A 14,659-nucleotide genomic window follows, 5' to 3' on the forward strand; every position below is an offset into this window, starting at 1 on the left:
CGCGTTGACACCGCTGCCCGCAAGAGCCTAAATCCCATCCAGACGGTCTCCTCTCGGCAAAGGGAGGAGCCAAGAGGGAATGCGGTGCGGGATTGAAGATCCCAAATCCGCGGCTGTCCCCGCAACTGTGAGCGAAGAGCCAAGGCCGAAAGCCACTGGGATTGTCCCGGGAAGGCGGCTACCCAAGGCGATGACCCGCGAGCCAGGAGACCTGCCGTCTGGAATGCAAGAATCCGATCGCCTGGCGGGTTTTCCGGGCAAGGAGCCTGATGTGGATCGCGACAGCAGTTTTTCGGCTGAAACAACCGACATTTCGTCCGGCGGGGATCATCCCCTGGCCGGCATCACGGTCATCGTCTGCGCTTCCTGTCGCGACGAGACCGGCTCCGACGCCCATCCCCGGGCCGGCGAACTTTTGGCCGAAGATACGCGCCAAGCCGCCTCGGGCGAGAAGATTCGCATCCGCACGGTCGAATGCCTCGGCAATTGCAAGCGCCGCCTGAGCGCCGCGATCCTGCGCGACGGCTGCTGGAGCTATGTGTTCGGCGATCTGACCGCGAGCAGCGGCGCCGATCTGGTCACCGGCGCGAAACTCTTCGCCACCTCGAGCGACGGCCTCATTCCCTGGCGGGGCAGGCCCGACAGTCTCAAGCGCGGCCTCGTTGCCCGCATCCCTCCCCTCGACATGCTGAAAGATTGATCATGACAACATCTCTGTCCCGCGTTCCCTGCACCGTCGTCACCGGCTTCCTCGGCGCCGGCAAGACGACGCTGGTCCGCCATCTCCTGGAAAACGCCGGCGGCAAGCGGATTGCCATCATCGTCAACGAGTTCGGCGACATCGGCATCGACGGCGAGATCCTCAAGGGATGCGGCATCGACACCTGCCCAGAGGAAAACATCGTCGAACTGGCCAATGGCTGTATCTGCTGCACCGTGGCCGACGATTTTGTGCCGGCGCTCGACAAGATCCTGTCGCTGACGCCGAAGGTCGACCATATCCTGATCGAAACCTCGGGCCTCGCTCTGCCCAAACCGCTGGTCCAGGCTTTCCAGTGGCCGACGGTGAAGAGCCGCGTGACCGTCGATGGCGTCATCGCCGTGGTCGACGGTCCCGCACTGGCGGAAGGCCGCGTCGCCAATGACATGGACGCCCTGCAGGCGCAGCGCGCGCAGGACGAGAGCCTCGACCATGACGATCCGGTCGAGGAAGTGTTCGAGGATCAGATCGCCTGCGCCGACCTGATCATCCTGTCGAAGAGCGACCAGATGGACGCCGCCGGTTCAGCCCGCGCCAAGGCCATCGTCAACGAACACTCCGCCCGCGCCGTGAAGATCGTGCCGACGTCTCATGGCAAGGTCGATCCCTCGGTGCTGCTCGGGCTCGGTCTCGCCGTCGAGGACGACATCGAGAACCGCAAGTCCCACCATGACGGCGCATTCGATCACGAGCATGACGACTTCGACACGTTCATCGTCGACATTCCCTCGATCGCCAATCCCGACGAGCTGGCAAAGCGCGTCGCCGCGGCCGCCGAACAGGAAAACGTGCTGCGCGTGAAAGGCTTCGTCGAGGTCGGCGGCAAACCTATGCGGCTCCTGCTGCAAGCCGTCGGCCCGCGCGTCAATCATTACTATGACCGCGCCTGGACCGCTGGGGACGACCGCCGCTCGCGGCTCGTCGTTATTGGCCTCAAGGGGCTGAACCGCCCGGCGATCGAACGTATCCTCGCCGGCTGATTTTCAGGCCCGGGCCGCGATGCACATCCTCACCACGACCTCCGCCTCGCTCGACGACCTCGCCGAGCCTGTCGATCTCAGGCAGGCGCCGGCGGATATCGTGGCCCTGTCCTTCACCGACAGCGATCTCGCCGGACTGGCTGCGGCGTGGAAGGCCGACGCTGGTCGCCTGCCCTCGATGCGGCTGGCCGCACTGCGCGACCTGCGCCATCCCATGTCCGTCGACCTCTGGATAGACAGCGTCGCCCGCCACGCCAAAGTCATCCTGGTGCGCATCCTCGGCGGCTACGACTGGTGGCGCTATGGCTGCGACCAACTGGCGGTGATTGCCCGCAAACGCGGCATCAAACTGGCGCTGCTTCCCGGTGAAAGCCATGACGAGGATCTCAGGCTGATCGAAGCCTCGACGCTGCCCCGCGCCGAACTGGACGGCCTGCTCGGCTATTTCCGCGAGGGCGGCCCGGCCAATATGAGCGCGCTGGTGCGGATGCTGGCGAGATTGGCCGGACAGGATACGCCCGTCGCCAGCCCGGTCAGCGTGCCGAAGGCCGGTTACTATCAGGCTGGATTGGGGGTCGCGGAGGAGCCGGCCGGTTCCAATAGCGGCACTCCCATTATCCCGATTCTCTTCTACCGATCGATGCTGCTTGCCGCCGATGTCGCCCCGATCGATGCGCTGGCCGAGGCTTTGCGCTCCAGGGGATTGGCACCGGTCCCGATCTTCGTTTCCAGTCTGAAGGATCCGGTGTCGCTGGCGTTCGTCGAAAATGCTATCGCATCGCTGAAACCCGCCGCGATCGTCACCGCGACCGCGTTCGCTTCCGGCGCCGAGCCCGGCGTCGAAACCCTGTTCGACCGCGCCGGCGCGCCCGTCTTCCAGGTCATCGTCGCCACCACGCGCCGTGACATCTGGGAAAACAACCAGCGCGGCCTGGCGCCCGCCGACCTTGCCATGCATGTCGTGCTGCCCGAACTCGACGGCCGCATCCTCGCCGGCGCCATTTCCTTCAAGGCCGAGAGCGATATCGATCCGGCGCTTGGCCATCGTGCGTTGGCGAACCGGCCGGAACCGGATCGGGTGGAGCAAGTGGCGGGGCGAGTCGCGGCTTTCATCCGACTGCGGAAGACAAAACGGGAGGAGCGCAAGCTCGCGATCCTGATTCCCGATTATCCTAGTGCCCCTGGCCGCACAGGCTATGCGGTCGGGCTGGACGTGCCGTCCAGCGTGCTGGCCATGCTGCGCGACTTGAGCGAACAGGGCTATGCCGTGGAGGGGATTCCGCAAACGCCGCGTGAATTGCTGGATTTGCTGGAGCGGGGCGACGGTGGGCTGAGGCTGGAAGACTATGACTCCTTTTCGACGGAGTTACCGACGTCTGCAACTGCCGCTGTAGAGGCTGCTTGGGGCAGAGCGGAAAGCGAGACAGGTTTGCGCTCGCACACACCTTCGCTATCAGGCAAACACCACTTCCCCTTCCGCGCCGCCACCTTCGGCAATGTCACCGTGGCCCTCGCCCCCGACCGGGGCCGCTCGGCCGATCGCCGCGCCGACTATCACGACCCGACCCTCCCCCCGCGCCATGCCCTGATCGCCTTTGGCCTGTGGCTGCGCAAATCGCTCGGCGTCCACGCTCTCGTCCATGTCGGCGCCCACGGCACGCTGGAATGGCTGCCCGGCAAAACCGTCGCGCTGTCGCAAACCTGCTTTCCCGAGATCGTCACCGGCGCATTACCCGTCATCTATCCGTTCATCGTCTCCAATCCCGGCGAAGCAGCGCAGGCCAAACGGCGTATTGCCGCCGTCACGCTTGGCCATTTGCCGCCGCCGCTGGCAGGCGCCGGGCTGGACGAGGACCAGCACAAGCTCGAGCGGCTGGTCGACGAATACGCCCAGGCCGACGGGCTCGACCGCCGTCGCCGCGACCGGCTCGCCAGGCTGATTGTCGAAACCGCGCAAAAGACCGGCCTTGCCTCGGAAGCCGGCGTCGCCAAGACCGACGCGCCCGACGAAGCGCTGCGCCGCATCGACGCCTGGCTCTGCGACCTCAAGGATTTCGCCATCAAGGATGGGCTGCACATCTACGGCCGCGTTCCAAACGACGAACCAGACTCCAGGCGCCGGCAAAGCGCGGACACCGAGAAGGCCTCCCTGCTCGCCGCGCTCGATGGCCGTCACGTCAAGGCGGGCCCGGCCGGCGCACCCGCGCGCGGTCGTTCCGATGTTTTGCCCACCGGCCGCAACCTGTTCACCTCGGATCCGCGCACCATGCCGACGCCGACCGCCTATGATCTTGGCAAAGCCGCAGCGGAAGAAGTGGTGCGCGGCTACATGCAGTCGCATGGCGACTGGCCGCGTTCGCTGGTGATCGATCTCTGGGGCTCGGCTTCGCTGCGCACCGGCGGCGAGGAGATCGCGCAGGGGCTGGCCTTGATGGGCTGCCGACCGCAATGGGACACTGCCACCGGCCGCGTCACCGGCATCGAGGTGCTGCCCCCGGCGGCGCTCGGCCGCCCGCGTGTCGACGTCACCTGGCGTATATCAGGTCTGTTCCGCGACATGTTCCCGACCCAGATCGCGCTGATCGACGCCGCCGCCAAGGCCGTTGCCGCGCGCGACGAGGACGATTCGGAAAACCCGCTCGCCGCCAAAACCCGCGCCGACGGCAAGGTCAGCCCACGTATCTTCGGCACTTCGCCCGGCACGTACGGCGCCGGCGTCGAGGACATGCTGTCGAGCGGCGACTGGACGGCGCGCGAAGAGATCGGCCGCGCCTATCTCGACGCGACCTCGCATGCCTATGGCGGTGCCGGCGGCGAAGGCGTCTCGGCACCTGGAGCGTTTGAAGGCCGCATCGCCGAGGCCGATCTTCTCGTCCACACCGGCGACGACCCCGGCCGCGACATTCTCGAAGGCTCCGCCGACGTCGCTTTCGTCGGCGGCTTCTCGGCCGCCTTGGCCACACTTGGCAGGAACGCCGATGTCATCGTGCTCGATACGACCGATCCGCAAAAGCCGAAACCGCGATCGGTCGGCGAAGCGGTGTCACGCGTGGTGCGCGCCCGTGCCGTGAATTCACGTTTCATATCGGGCCAGATGCGCCACGGTCCGCGCGGCGCCTCCGAATTCGCCGAAACCGTCGACCGGCTGGTCGGCTTCGCCGAGACCACCCATGCCATTTCAGGCTCGCTGATCGAGGCTGTGCACGATGCCTATCTTGGCGACGCGGACGTCCGCGCCTTCATCCTGCGCGAAAATCCCGCAGCCGCCAAAGTCATTGCCGAGCGCTTCCTGTCGGCGCGCCGGCGTGGCCTCTGGCATCCCTTGCGCAATTCCATCGACGACGATCTCGCCGCGCTGATCGCCGAGGCCAACGCGCTCGGGGTCGCGGCATGAACGCCTTCTCGCGCCGTGGCGCCTGCCCTGCTTTGTCGGCGCCGATGCAGACAGGCGATGGGCTGCTGGTGCGGCTCAACCCGGTCGCCGGAGGCCCATCTTCCGGAGGGTTGTCCCCGAAGCTGTTGATCGCCCTGGCTGAGTCAGCCTCGCGGCACGGCAACGGCATCATGGAAGTGACGGCCCGCGGCAGCCTGCAGATCCGCGGCCTGACAACGGAAAGTGCCGCGTTGCTGGCGGCGGAGGTCGATGAACTGGGCATCGCCGTGCGCACCGGCGTACCGGTCGAGACCGGCCCGCTGGCGGGTATCGACCCACACGAGATTGCCGATCCCCGGCCGATGGCTGAGCGCATTCGGGTGGCTGTTGAAGAAGCCGGGCTGGCAATAAGGCTCGGGCCGAAGGTTTCGGTGATCGTCGACGGCGGCGGGCAACTCACGCTGGATGCGGTGACAGCCGATGTGCGGCTGAAGGCGGTTCGGGTCAGCGCTGGCACCCTTTGGGCCATATCAGTTGCCGGTGACAGCCAAAGTGAGAAGCGACTTGCGACGGCTGACGAAGATGCGGTGCGCGACATTGCTGTCGCAGCGCTTCGGATGGTCGCTGAGAAAGGTCGGGACGCACACACACGGGATTTGTCGGAGCGGCAGTTGGCCTCTCTCGCAGGTTGGCACTCTACGGCGCCCCCCTCTGAGGGGGGCGCCTCGCGCAAGCCTATCGGCCTTTTCTCCTTAGCCGGCGACATTTTCACCTTCGGCATCGGCCTTCCCTACGGCAGCATGCCGGCGGACAAGATCATCGGCCTCGCGCAAAAAGCTCTTGCCCTCGGCACGTCAGAGATCCGCCTCGCCCCTGGCCGCGCCTTGCTTTTCCTCGGCCAGCCGACGGAAGCCAATCAATCCCTTCACCACACCGCCGCCACCCTCGGCTTCGTCACCTCTCCCACCGACCCGCGCACGCGCATCGCGGCCTGCCCCGGCGCCCCGGCCTGCGCTTCCGGCCGGATCGCGACCCGCGACATCGCCGAGGCGATCGCCACCAAAAACGCCGACATCCTCGATTTCACGCTGCACGTGTCGGGCTGCGCCAAGGGCTGCGCCAATCCCGGCCCGGCAGCGCTCACAATAGTCGGCGGCGAAAATGGAGCCGGACTTGTCGTGAACGCGACGGCAAAGGCTCTTCCTGCCGGCTACAGGCCGGGCTATGACGCCCCGCGCGGCTTCAGCCGCGTCGCGGCGATGATCCGCGGCGCACGACATCAGGGCGAAACCGCCGCCGCTTGCCTGACAAGGCTTGGCACGGCAGCAATCGCCGAAATGTACCAACAGGAATGAGCATGGCCGCCTACGACTATATCCACGACGGCACGGCGATCTACGAGCGCTCCTTCGCCATCATCCGCGCCGAGGCCGATCTCTCGCGCTTTTCCGAGGCCGAGGCCGATGTCGCCATCCGCATGATCCATGCCTGCGGCCAGGTCGAGGCAGCAAGTCATTTCGTTTTCTCCCCCGATTTCGTCAGCGCCGCGCGCAAAGCCCTTGCCGCCGGCGCGCCGATCTTCTGCGACGCCGAAATGGTCTCGCATGGCGTCACCCGCGCCCGGCTGCCGGCCGGCAATGAGGTGATCTGCACCTTGCGCGACCCGCGCACGCACGACATCGCGAGGCAGATCGGCAATACCCGCTCGGCGGCCGCCATCGACCTCTGGGGCGAGCGCATCGCCGGTTCGGTGGTCGCCATCGGCAACGCGCCGACCGCGCTCTTTTATCTCCTGGAGAAGTTGCGCGATGGCGCGCCCAAGCCGGCAGCCATCATAGGCATGCCGGTCGGCTTCGTCGGCGCTGCCGAATCCAAGGACGCACTGGCCGAGAATTCCTATGGCGTGCCCCATGCCATCGTGCGCGGCAGGCTTGGCGGCAGCGCCATGACCGCCGCCGCGCTCAATTCACTGGCGAGGCCGGGCCTGTGAACGCGCTCCCCAAAGGCCGTCTCGTCGGTGTCGGCACAGGTCCCGGCGACCCAGAATTGTTGACGCTGAAGGCCGCGCGGGTGCTGGCCGAGGCGGATGTCGTGGCGTATTTCGCCAAGCGTGGCAACAACAGCAATGCGCGCGCCATCGTCGAGGCGCGCTTCCGGCCCGACATGCTGGAACTGCCGCTGCTCTATCCCGTGACCACCGAGATCGACAAGGACCACGACGATTACCGGTCGCAGATCACGGGTTTCTACGAGGAGTCGGCGGAACAGGTCGCCGAGCACCTCGACGCCGGCAGGGTGGTTGCCGTGCTGTCCGAAGGCGATCCCCTGTTCTACGGGTCCTACATGCATCTGCATGTCCGCCTTGCCCATCGTTTCCCCACCGAGGTCATTCCCGGCATCACCGCAATGTCCGGCTGCTGGTCGCAGACCGGTGTGCCGATCGTCCAGGGCGACGACGTGCTGACCGTGCTGCCCGGCACGATGAGCGAGTTCGAGCTGACGCGCCGCCTCGCCGACACCGACGCCGCCGTCATCATGAAGGTCGGCCGCAACCTGCCCAAGATCAGGCGCGCGCTTGAGGCGACCGGCAGGCTGACGCGCGCCGTCTATGTCGAGCGCGGCACGATGGCCGGGAGCGTCTCGATGAAACTTGCCGACAAGCCGGACGACAAGGCGCCCTACTTCGCCATCGTGCTGGTTGCCGGCTGGTCCGGTCGACCGGGCGCGGCTGGAGCCCAGATATGAGCGGCCGTCTCACCGTCATCGGCCTTGGGCCCGGCAATGCCGACCAGGTCACGCCGCAAGCCAGCCGCGCTATCGTCGAGGCAAAATTCTTCTACGGCTACAAGCCATATCTCGACCGGCTCGACCTGCGCCCGGACCAGACCCGTGTCGCTTCAGACAACCGCGAGGAACTCGCCCGCTCCAAGGATGCCTTGACCAAGGCCGCCGAGGGTCACGACGTCGCCGTGGTGTCGGGCGGCGATCCCGGCGTCTTCGCCATGGCCGCAGCGGTCTGCGAGGCCATCGAGGCCGGTCCGGCCGAATGGCGCGCGGTCGATGTCGCTGTCGTGCCCGGCGTCACCGCCATGCTCGCGGTCGCCGCCCGCATCGGCGCGCCGCTTGGCCACGACTTCTGCGCTATCTCGCTGTCCGACAATCTGAAGCCTTGGGATCTGATCGAACTGCGTCTTCTGGCGGCGGCCGGCGCCGGCTTCGTCATCGCGCTCTACAATCCGATCAGCAAGGCGCGTCCCTGGCAGCTTGGCCGCGCCTTCGAATGCCTGGCCGCCATCCTGCCCGGCACGACGCCGGTGATCTTCGGCCGCGCCGCCGGCCGGCCCGACGAGCGCATCGAGGTCTATCTGCTGGCCGATGTCGACGCCGAAAAGGCCGACATGGCGACCTGCATCATCATCGGCTCGCCGGAGACCCGGATCATCAAGCGCGGCGAAAAGCCGGCGCTGGTCTACACGCCGCGCTCGGCGTCGGGCTCGACGAAATGACGCACCATCGTGGCCAGCGCTTCGACTGTGTCAGCCGAGGGCACATCCGGCAGGACGGGCCTGCGCACCATGATCACCTCGATGCCGAGCGTTCGCGCCGCGGCAATCTTCCCGTATGTCGCCGTGCCGCCGCTGTTCTTCGACACCACGACATCGATACGATGCTTTTCGAGCAGCACGCGCTCGTCGGTCTCGCCAAACGGCCCGCGCGCCAGCAGATAGTCCGCATCGGGCACAACCAGCTTCGGCTCGACCGGATCGACACTGCGGATGAGGTAGTGGTGTTGGGGTGCGGCCTCGAAGGCGGTGACCTCCTGCCGGCCCAGCGCCAGAAATACACGGCGTGGCGCCGGTCCAAGCGCCCGTGCCGCCCCGGCAACGCTGTCGACCTCAAGCCAACGGTCGCCCTGGACGGCATCCCAGCCCGGACGCCGCAAGGCAAGGATCGGTACGCCGGCGTCGCGTGCCGCCTGCGCGGCATTGGCGGAGATACGCGCCGCGTAGGGATGCGTGGCGTCGATCAGCAGACCAGTGCCTGTCTCCCTGAGATAAGCGGCCAAACCGTCGGCACCGCCGAACCCTCCACTTCGCACGGGTACGCCCTGCGCGACGGGGTTTTCCGTACGGCCGGCCAGCGACAGCGTGACCGAGCAATGGGCGCGCGCCGCCAGTCTTCCGGCCAGTTGCCGGGCTTCGGTGGTGCCGCCAAGGATCAGAATGCGGTGGGTCATCATGCCTGCTGAGGGTCCGCGCGCCGCCAAGCCCAACCCGAGATGGCTCACAATCATCGGCATCGGTGAGGACGGTTTAGCGGGTCTCGGCGACGAGGCCAAGCGGCGGATCGCCGAGGCGGAGTTCATCTTCGGCGGCAAGCGGCACCTGGCGCTCGTCGCTTCCTTCGCCAAGGGCAAGCCGCGTCCCTGGCCGGTTCCTTTCGATGCCGGGATGGCCGACGTCCTGGCGCTTGCCGGCAGGAACGTCTGCGTGCTCGCCTCCGGCGACCCGTTCTTCCATGGGGTCGGCGCCACCCTCGCCCGCAAGGTCAAGCCGCGCGAGATGCACGTCATACCAGCGCCGTCGGCGTTGTCGCTGGCCGCGGCGCGGCTTGGCTGGGCGTTACAGGATATCGAGACCGTCTCACTGCACGGCCACCCGATCGACCTGATCCGCCCACTGCTGCAGCCCAACGCCCGCATCCTGGCGCTGACATCCGATGGCTTCGCTCCGGCGGCGGTTGCCCGCCTGCTCGCCGAACTCGACTTCGGCACTTCGCGGCTGACGGTGCTGGAAGCGTTGGGCGGGCCGAAGGAGACATTGCGCTCGGTTCGCGCCGATGCCTTCGACCTCGAAAACATCAATCCGCTCAATGTCCTGGCCATCGAAATTGATTCGGCCCCGCAGGCGCGCGTGCTGTCGCTCACGGCAGGCCTCGCCGACCATCTGTTCGAGCATGACGGCCAGATCACCAAGCGCGAAATCCGCGCTATCACCCTGTCGGCGCTGGCGCCGAGGCGGGGCGAATTGCTGTGGGATGTCGGCGCCGGCTCGGGCTCGATCGGCATCGAATGGATGCTCGCCCACCCTTCGCTGCGCGCCATCGCCATCGAGGTCGACCCGTCCCGCGCCGCCCGCATCGCCCACAACGCCGTCGCCTGCGGCGTTCCCGGCCTCGTCATTGTGGAAGGCAGCGCGCCCAAGGCCCTGGCCAGACTGGAGACACCTGATGCCATCTTCATCGGCGGCGGCGGCAGCGACGCCGGCGTCATGAATGCCGCCATCAGAGCCTTGCGCGCCGGCGGCCGTCTTGTCGCCAACGCGGTGACGTTGGAAATGGAAGCCCTGCTCCTCGCCCAGCACACAAAGCGCGGCGGCGACCTCACCCGCATCGGCATCTCCCGCGCTTCGCCGATCGGCTCCATGCAGGCATGGCGGCCGGCCATGCCCGTCACGCAATGGAGCTGGGTGAAGCCATGATGGTCGCGGGCATCGGCAGCCGAAGGGGCGTCACCGTCGAGGACGTGCTCGCGGCCATAGAAACCGCACTCGAAACGCATGGCCTAGCGATGACAGCTCTTTCGGCACTGGCGACCGCGGCGCTCAAGAAGGATGAAGACGCCATCGCCGCCGCCGGTCGCAAGCTGAACCTTCCCGTCATTATCGTCGACGACGCAGCCCTTCAGGCCGCCTCGCCGGGGACGCTCAGCAGCTCCAGCCTCTCGCGGGAGCTGGCGGGCACGTCATCGGTCTCGGAAGCCTCCGCCCTTGCCGTCGCCGGCAGAGGCGCGACGCTGCTTGGGCCCCGCACCGTGCTCGGTCCGGTCACCTGCGCCATCGCCATCAGCGGAGACGCGCCATGACCGTCCATTTCATCGGCGCCGGCCCAGGTGCGGCCGACCTCATCACGCTGCGTGGCGCAAGGCTCCTGGCGAGTTGCCCGGTCTGCCTCCACGCCGGCTCCATCGTCGCGCCGGAACTGCTGCAGCATTGCGCGCCGGGAACGAAGCTGGTCGACACCGCGCCGATGTCGCTCGACGAGATCGAGGCTGAATATGTGGCCGCCCACATGGCCGGCCATGATGTTGCCCGCCTGCATTCCGGCGACCTGTCGGTGTGGAGTGCCGTCGCCGAGCAGATCCGCCGGCTGGAAAAGCATGGCATCCCCTACACGCTGACGCCGGGCGTCCCTTCCTTCGCGGCCGCCGCCGCCGCACTTCGCCGCGAGCTGACCATCCCCGAAGTCGGGCAAAGCCTGGTGCTGACCCGCGTTTCCGGACGTGCGTCGAAAATGCCGCCCGGCGAAACGCTGGCCGGCTTCGGCCGCACCGGCGCCACGCTGGCCATCCACCTTGCCATCCACGCCATCGACCGCGTCGTCGCCGAGCTGACGCCGCACTATGGCGGCGATTGCCCGGTGGCGATCGTCTTCCGCGCCTCGTGGCCGGACGAACGCGTGCTGACCGGCACGCTGGAATCCATCGAGGCACAACTGGCGGCCGATCCGATGGAGCGTACAGCGCTCATTTTCGTCGGCCGCTCGCTGGCGGCACAAGATTTCGGCGAGAGTTCATTGTACGACGCCCATTACCAGCGGCGTTTTCGCGGACGGGACGGATTGTGAGCGCCAGCACTGGAAATAACGGCGAAAACGCCACACTCGAACAGGCGCTCGCACGGCTGAACTTCAAGCCGCGTCCGCTTGAGCCGGGGCATGTCTGGCTGGCCGGCGCCGGTCCCGGCGATCCCGGCTGCCTGACGCTGGAGGTGCTGGCGGCACTGGCCGAGGCGGATGCGCTGGTCTACGACGCGCTGGTTTCGCCCGATGTGGTTGCTGTTGCCGGAAATGCCGAGCTTTTCTTTGCGGGAAAACGCGGCGGCAAGCCCTCGATGAAGCAGGATGAAATCACCGCTCTGCTGGTGCGGCTGGCGCGTGAAGGCCGCCGCGTCATCAGGCTGAAGGGCGGCGATCCCTATATTTTCGGCCGTGGCGGCGAAGAGGCGCTGGCGCTGGCGCGTGAGAACATCCCGTTCCGCGTCCTGCCAGGCCTCACCTCGGGTCTCAGCGCGCTCGCCGCCACCGGCATTCCCGCCACCATGCGCGGCATCAACAAGGCTGTCATTCTGGCGACTGGCCACGCCGCCGGCACCGATGACGATCTCGACTGGGCGGCGATCGCCCGCACCGGCCAGCCGGTCGTCGTCTACATGGGCATGGCCAATCTGCCTCTCATAGCAGCCGCCCTGCTCGACGGCGGACTGGCGCCATCGACACCGGCGGCCGTGATCGTCGCCGCGACGACGCCGCGGGAAAGGACCATCGTCGCCACGCTCGCCACCATTGCCGAGGCAGCGGCGGCGGCCGGGCTCGCCTCGCCGGCATTGATCGTCGTCGGCGGCATCGTCGCCATGCGCGCGGCACTGGCGGGCGGGGCATGACGGCCCGGGCGATCATCATCGGCGCGCCGCGCTCTGGTTCGGGCAAGACCAGCGTCACCATCGGCATCCTGCGCGCACTCACCCGGCGTGGCCTGAAAGTGCGCGGCGCCAAGTCCGGCCCCGATTATATCGATCCTGGCTTCCACACCGCCGCCACCGGCCTGTCCGGCGTCAATCTCGACAGCTGGGCGATGTCACCGTCGCTGCTCAATGCGCTCGCCGCGCAAGCGGCCGACGACACCGATTTCGTCATCCTCGAAAGCGCCATGGGCCTGTTCGACGGCATCCCGGCCTCGCCTGGCCGCACCGGTTCGGCTGCCGATCTGGCCCGGCTCTACGGTCTGCCGGTGCTGCTGGTGCTCGACGTGTCAGGCCAGTCGACGACGGCGGCGGCCGTCGCCAAGGGTTTTGCCACGTACGACCCGGATGTGCGCATGGCCGGCGTCGTGCTCAACCGGCTGGGCAGCGAGCGCCATCGGAAGCTGTCCGGCGACGCCATCGAGGCGATCGGCCTGCCCGTCGTCGGCGCTATTTTGCGCGACCCCTCGCTCAATTTGCCCGAGCGCCATCTCGGCCTCGTCCAGGCCGGCGAATATGACGACCTGATGGCGCATCTCGACCGGCTCGCCGACATGGCGGAGAAGTCGCTCGACCTCGACGCGGTCATGGCCCTGGCAACGCCCTTCGCCCCGGCAGCAGGTTCCTTCGCCGACGCGCTGCGGCCGCCCGGTCAACGCATCGCGCTTGCCGAGGATGCCGCCTTCACCTTCCTCTACCCGCATGTCGCCGCTTATTGGCGCAAGGCCGGCGCGGAAATCGTCCCGTTCTCGCCGCTCGCCGACGAAGCGCCGGACGAGGATTGCGATGTTTGCTGGCTGCCCGGCGGCTATCCCGAGCTTCATGCCGGCAAACTCACGGCCGCCGCGAATTTCCATGCGGGGATGGCACGTTTCGCCACCACAAAGCCGATCCATGGCGAATGCGGTGGCTTCATGGTGCTTGGTGAAGCGATGGAGGATGCATCAGGCGAAACGCATCGCATGCTCGGCCTGCTCGGCCATTCCACCAGCTTCGCCAGGCGCAAGATGAATCTTGGCTACCGCGAGGCTCGGCTGCGTGCCGATTGCCCGCTGGGTTCGCAGGGCGCGCTGATCCGGGGTCACGAATTCCACTATGCGCAGATGACGGCCACCGGCAATGACGAGCCGCTGGCTGACCTTGCCGATGGCCAGGGCAATCCGCTCGGCGCCTCAGGCTACCGGCGCGGCCATGTCAGCGGCACCTTCTTTCATGCGATTGCGAGGAGCTAGGGCCATGAAGCTCCCGAAAATCACCCTGTCGCCCCGGCAAGTCCTCGACGACATCGCGCTTGGCCTGGTCTTCTTCACCCGCCTGCCGCTGCCCGTGTTTGATTTTCGCGGCCGCAACCTCGCCGCCGCGATCTGGGCCGCCCCCATTGCCGGCCTTGTCGTCGGCCTGATCGGCGCCATCGTTTTTGCCACGGCGGAACGCTTTGGCCTTGCCATTGGGCCGGCGGCTGCCCTTGCCCTTGTTGCAACCGTGGCTACCACGGGCTGCCTGCACGAGGATGGATTGTCGGACGTTGCCGACGGCTTCGGTGGCGGCAAGTCGCGCGGCCGCAAGCTCGAGATCATGCGCGACAGCCGCATCGGCGCTTATGGCGCCATGGCGCTGGCGCTGGCGCTGCTGATCCGCTGGAGCGCGCTGTCGCAAGTGGTGGAACCCACACAGGCTCTGTTTGCGCTCGTGGCGGCGCACGCAGCCTCGCGTGGCGTGCTCGGCGCCTTCATGCATCTCTTGCCACCGGCGCGGTCCGACGGCCTGTCGGCTGGCGCCGGCACCGTTTCGCTCGAAACGGCAATAGCCGGAGCCGTGCTCGGCGCGATACCACTGCTCCTGCTCGGGCTTGGCGGCGCCATTGCCGCGCTCATCCTGCTCGGCCTGTTCTTTGCCGCCTTCCACGCCCTTTGCCTCAACCAGATCGAGGGCCAGACCGGCGACACGGTTGGCGCCTTGCAGCAGTTGAGCGAAATCGCGGTGCTTCTCGTCGCTTCCGTCGCCCTTTCCTGACCCCCTTGACCTGATT

14 protein-coding genes and 1 riboswitch are annotated in these 14,659 nt (G+C 67.2%); of the genes, 13 read left to right on the forward strand and 1 reads right to left on the reverse strand.

All coding sequences use genetic code 11. The features are described from left to right. Window positions 1-26: 26 nt before the first annotated feature. Window positions 27-234: riboswitch (cobalamin riboswitch) on the forward strand. Window positions 235-271: 37 nt separating this feature from the next. The 7 genes from FJ527_RS05750 to FJ527_RS05780 are packed head-to-tail and all read left to right on the forward strand — an operon-like array spanning window position 272 to window position 8,619. Further along, window positions 272-700, forward strand: coding sequence for a DUF1636 family protein (locus FJ527_RS05750; RefSeq protein WP_140822406.1), 429 nt, complete (start codon window positions 272-274; stop codon window positions 698-700). Between the two features lie 2 nt (window positions 701-702). Further along, entirely contained in the window at window positions 703-1,740 is a 1,038-nt protein-coding gene (gene cobW / locus FJ527_RS05755; protein ID WP_140822111.1) for a cobalamin biosynthesis protein CobW, read from the forward strand. Between the two features lie 19 nt (window positions 1,741-1,759). Continuing rightward, window positions 1,760-5,134, forward strand: coding sequence for a cobaltochelatase subunit CobN (cobN, locus tag FJ527_RS05760; protein ID WP_140822113.1), 3,375 nt, complete (start codon window positions 1,760-1,762; stop codon window positions 5,132-5,134). Next, window positions 5,131-6,468, forward strand: coding sequence for a precorrin-3B synthase (gene cobG, locus FJ527_RS05765; protein ID WP_140822115.1), 1,338 nt, complete (start codon window positions 5,131-5,133; stop codon window positions 6,466-6,468). Before cobN ends, cobG begins: the two co-directional genes overlap by 4 nt. Window positions 6,469-6,470: 2 nt before the next feature. Further along, complete coding sequence (locus FJ527_RS05770) at window positions 6,471-7,103, forward strand: precorrin-8X methylmutase (RefSeq protein WP_140822117.1); 633 nt, start codon at window positions 6,471-6,473, stop codon at window positions 7,101-7,103. Beyond that, on the forward strand, window positions 7,100-7,858 hold the full coding sequence (locus FJ527_RS05775) for a precorrin-2 C(20)-methyltransferase (protein ID WP_140822119.1): 759 nt from the start codon (window positions 7,100-7,102) through the stop codon (window positions 7,856-7,858). Before FJ527_RS05770 ends, FJ527_RS05775 begins: the two co-directional genes overlap by 4 nt. Next, window positions 7,855-8,619, forward strand: coding sequence for a precorrin-3B C(17)-methyltransferase (locus FJ527_RS05780; RefSeq protein ID WP_140822121.1), 765 nt, complete (start codon window positions 7,855-7,857; stop codon window positions 8,617-8,619). Before FJ527_RS05775 ends, FJ527_RS05780 begins: the two co-directional genes overlap by 4 nt. Here FJ527_RS05780 and FJ527_RS05785 read toward each other — a convergent pair. After that, complete coding sequence (locus FJ527_RS05785) at window positions 8,583-9,350, reverse strand: cobalt-precorrin-6A reductase (RefSeq protein ID WP_140822123.1); 768 nt, start codon at window positions 9,348-9,350, stop codon at window positions 8,583-8,585. The genes FJ527_RS05780 and FJ527_RS05785 overlap by 37 nt on opposite strands. Before the next feature lies 1 nt (window position 9,351). Between FJ527_RS05785 and cbiE the strand changes: the two genes are divergently transcribed. From cbiE to cobS, 6 genes are read left to right on the forward strand one after another with little or no spacing between them, the layout of a single operon-like run. Continuing rightward, complete coding sequence (gene cbiE / locus FJ527_RS05790; protein WP_140822125.1) at window positions 9,352-10,593, forward strand: precorrin-6y C5,15-methyltransferase (decarboxylating) subunit CbiE; 1,242 nt, start codon at window positions 9,352-9,354, stop codon at window positions 10,591-10,593. Beyond that, window positions 10,590-10,976, forward strand: a complete 387-nt coding sequence (locus tag FJ527_RS05795; protein WP_140822127.1) for a cobalamin biosynthesis protein — start codon at window positions 10,590-10,592, stop codon at window positions 10,974-10,976. The genes cbiE and FJ527_RS05795 overlap by 4 nt, the downstream gene beginning before the upstream one ends. Continuing rightward, window positions 10,973-11,737 carry a precorrin-4 C(11)-methyltransferase gene (gene cobM / locus FJ527_RS05800; RefSeq protein ID WP_140822129.1) on the forward strand — a complete coding sequence of 255 codons (765 nt, stop codon included), beginning with the start codon at window positions 10,973-10,975 and terminating at the stop codon, window positions 11,735-11,737. The genes FJ527_RS05795 and cobM overlap by 4 nt, the downstream gene beginning before the upstream one ends. Beyond that, entirely contained in the window at window positions 11,734-12,552 is an 819-nt protein-coding gene (gene cobA / locus FJ527_RS05805; RefSeq protein ID WP_140822131.1) for a uroporphyrinogen-III C-methyltransferase, read from the forward strand. Before cobM ends, cobA begins: the two co-directional genes overlap by 4 nt. Beyond that, entirely contained in the window at window positions 12,549-13,862 is a 1,314-nt protein-coding gene (locus FJ527_RS05810) for a cobyrinate a,c-diamide synthase (RefSeq protein WP_140822133.1), read from the forward strand. The genes cobA and FJ527_RS05810 overlap by 4 nt, the downstream gene beginning before the upstream one ends. Before the next feature lie 4 nt (window positions 13,863-13,866). After that, the gene (gene cobS / locus FJ527_RS05815; protein WP_140822135.1) at window positions 13,867-14,643 is read left to right on the forward strand and encodes an adenosylcobinamide-GDP ribazoletransferase; all 777 of its coding nucleotides are present in this window, start codon (window positions 13,867-13,869) and stop codon (window positions 14,641-14,643) included. The last annotated feature ends 16 nt before the right edge of the window (window positions 14,644-14,659 follow it).

Source organism: Mesorhizobium sp. B2-4-18 (genome assembly GCF_006441385.1).
In the GTDB taxonomy this organism is placed as follows: Bacteria; Pseudomonadota; Alphaproteobacteria; order Rhizobiales; family Rhizobiaceae; genus Mesorhizobium; species Mesorhizobium australicum.

Excerpts from the sequence above, each read along its gene's own strand:
- FJ527_RS05795 (WP_140822127.1), top strand. The coding sequence starts at position 10,590 with ATGATGGTCGCGGGCATCGGCAGCCGAAGGGGCGTCACCGTCGAGGAC.
- cobN (WP_140822113.1), top strand. The coding sequence starts at position 1,760 with ATGCACATCCTCACCACGACCTCCGCCTCGCTCGACGACCTCGCCGAG.
- FJ527_RS05780 (WP_140822121.1), top strand. The coding sequence starts at position 7,855 with ATGAGCGGCCGTCTCACCGTCATCGGCCTTGGGCCCGGCAATGCCGAC.
- FJ527_RS05785 (WP_140822123.1), bottom strand. The coding sequence starts at position 9,350 with ATGACCCACCGCATTCTGATCCTTGGCGGCACCACCGAAGCCCGGCAA.
- cobG (WP_140822115.1), top strand. The coding sequence starts at position 5,131 with ATGAACGCCTTCTCGCGCCGTGGCGCCTGCCCTGCTTTGTCGGCGCCG.
- cobS (WP_140822135.1), top strand. The coding sequence starts at position 13,867 with ATGAAGCTCCCGAAAATCACCCTGTCGCCCCGGCAAGTCCTCGACGAC.
- cobM (WP_140822129.1), top strand. The coding sequence starts at position 10,973 with ATGACCGTCCATTTCATCGGCGCCGGCCCAGGTGCGGCCGACCTCATC.
- FJ527_RS05810 (WP_140822133.1), top strand. The coding sequence starts at position 12,549 with ATGACGGCCCGGGCGATCATCATCGGCGCGCCGCGCTCTGGTTCGGGC.
- FJ527_RS05770 (WP_140822117.1), top strand. The coding sequence starts at position 6,471 with ATGGCCGCCTACGACTATATCCACGACGGCACGGCGATCTACGAGCGC.
- cbiE (WP_140822125.1), top strand. The coding sequence starts at position 9,352 with ATGCCTGCTGAGGGTCCGCGCGCCGCCAAGCCCAACCCGAGATGGCTC.
- cobW (WP_140822111.1), top strand. The coding sequence starts at position 703 with ATGACAACATCTCTGTCCCGCGTTCCCTGCACCGTCGTCACCGGCTTC.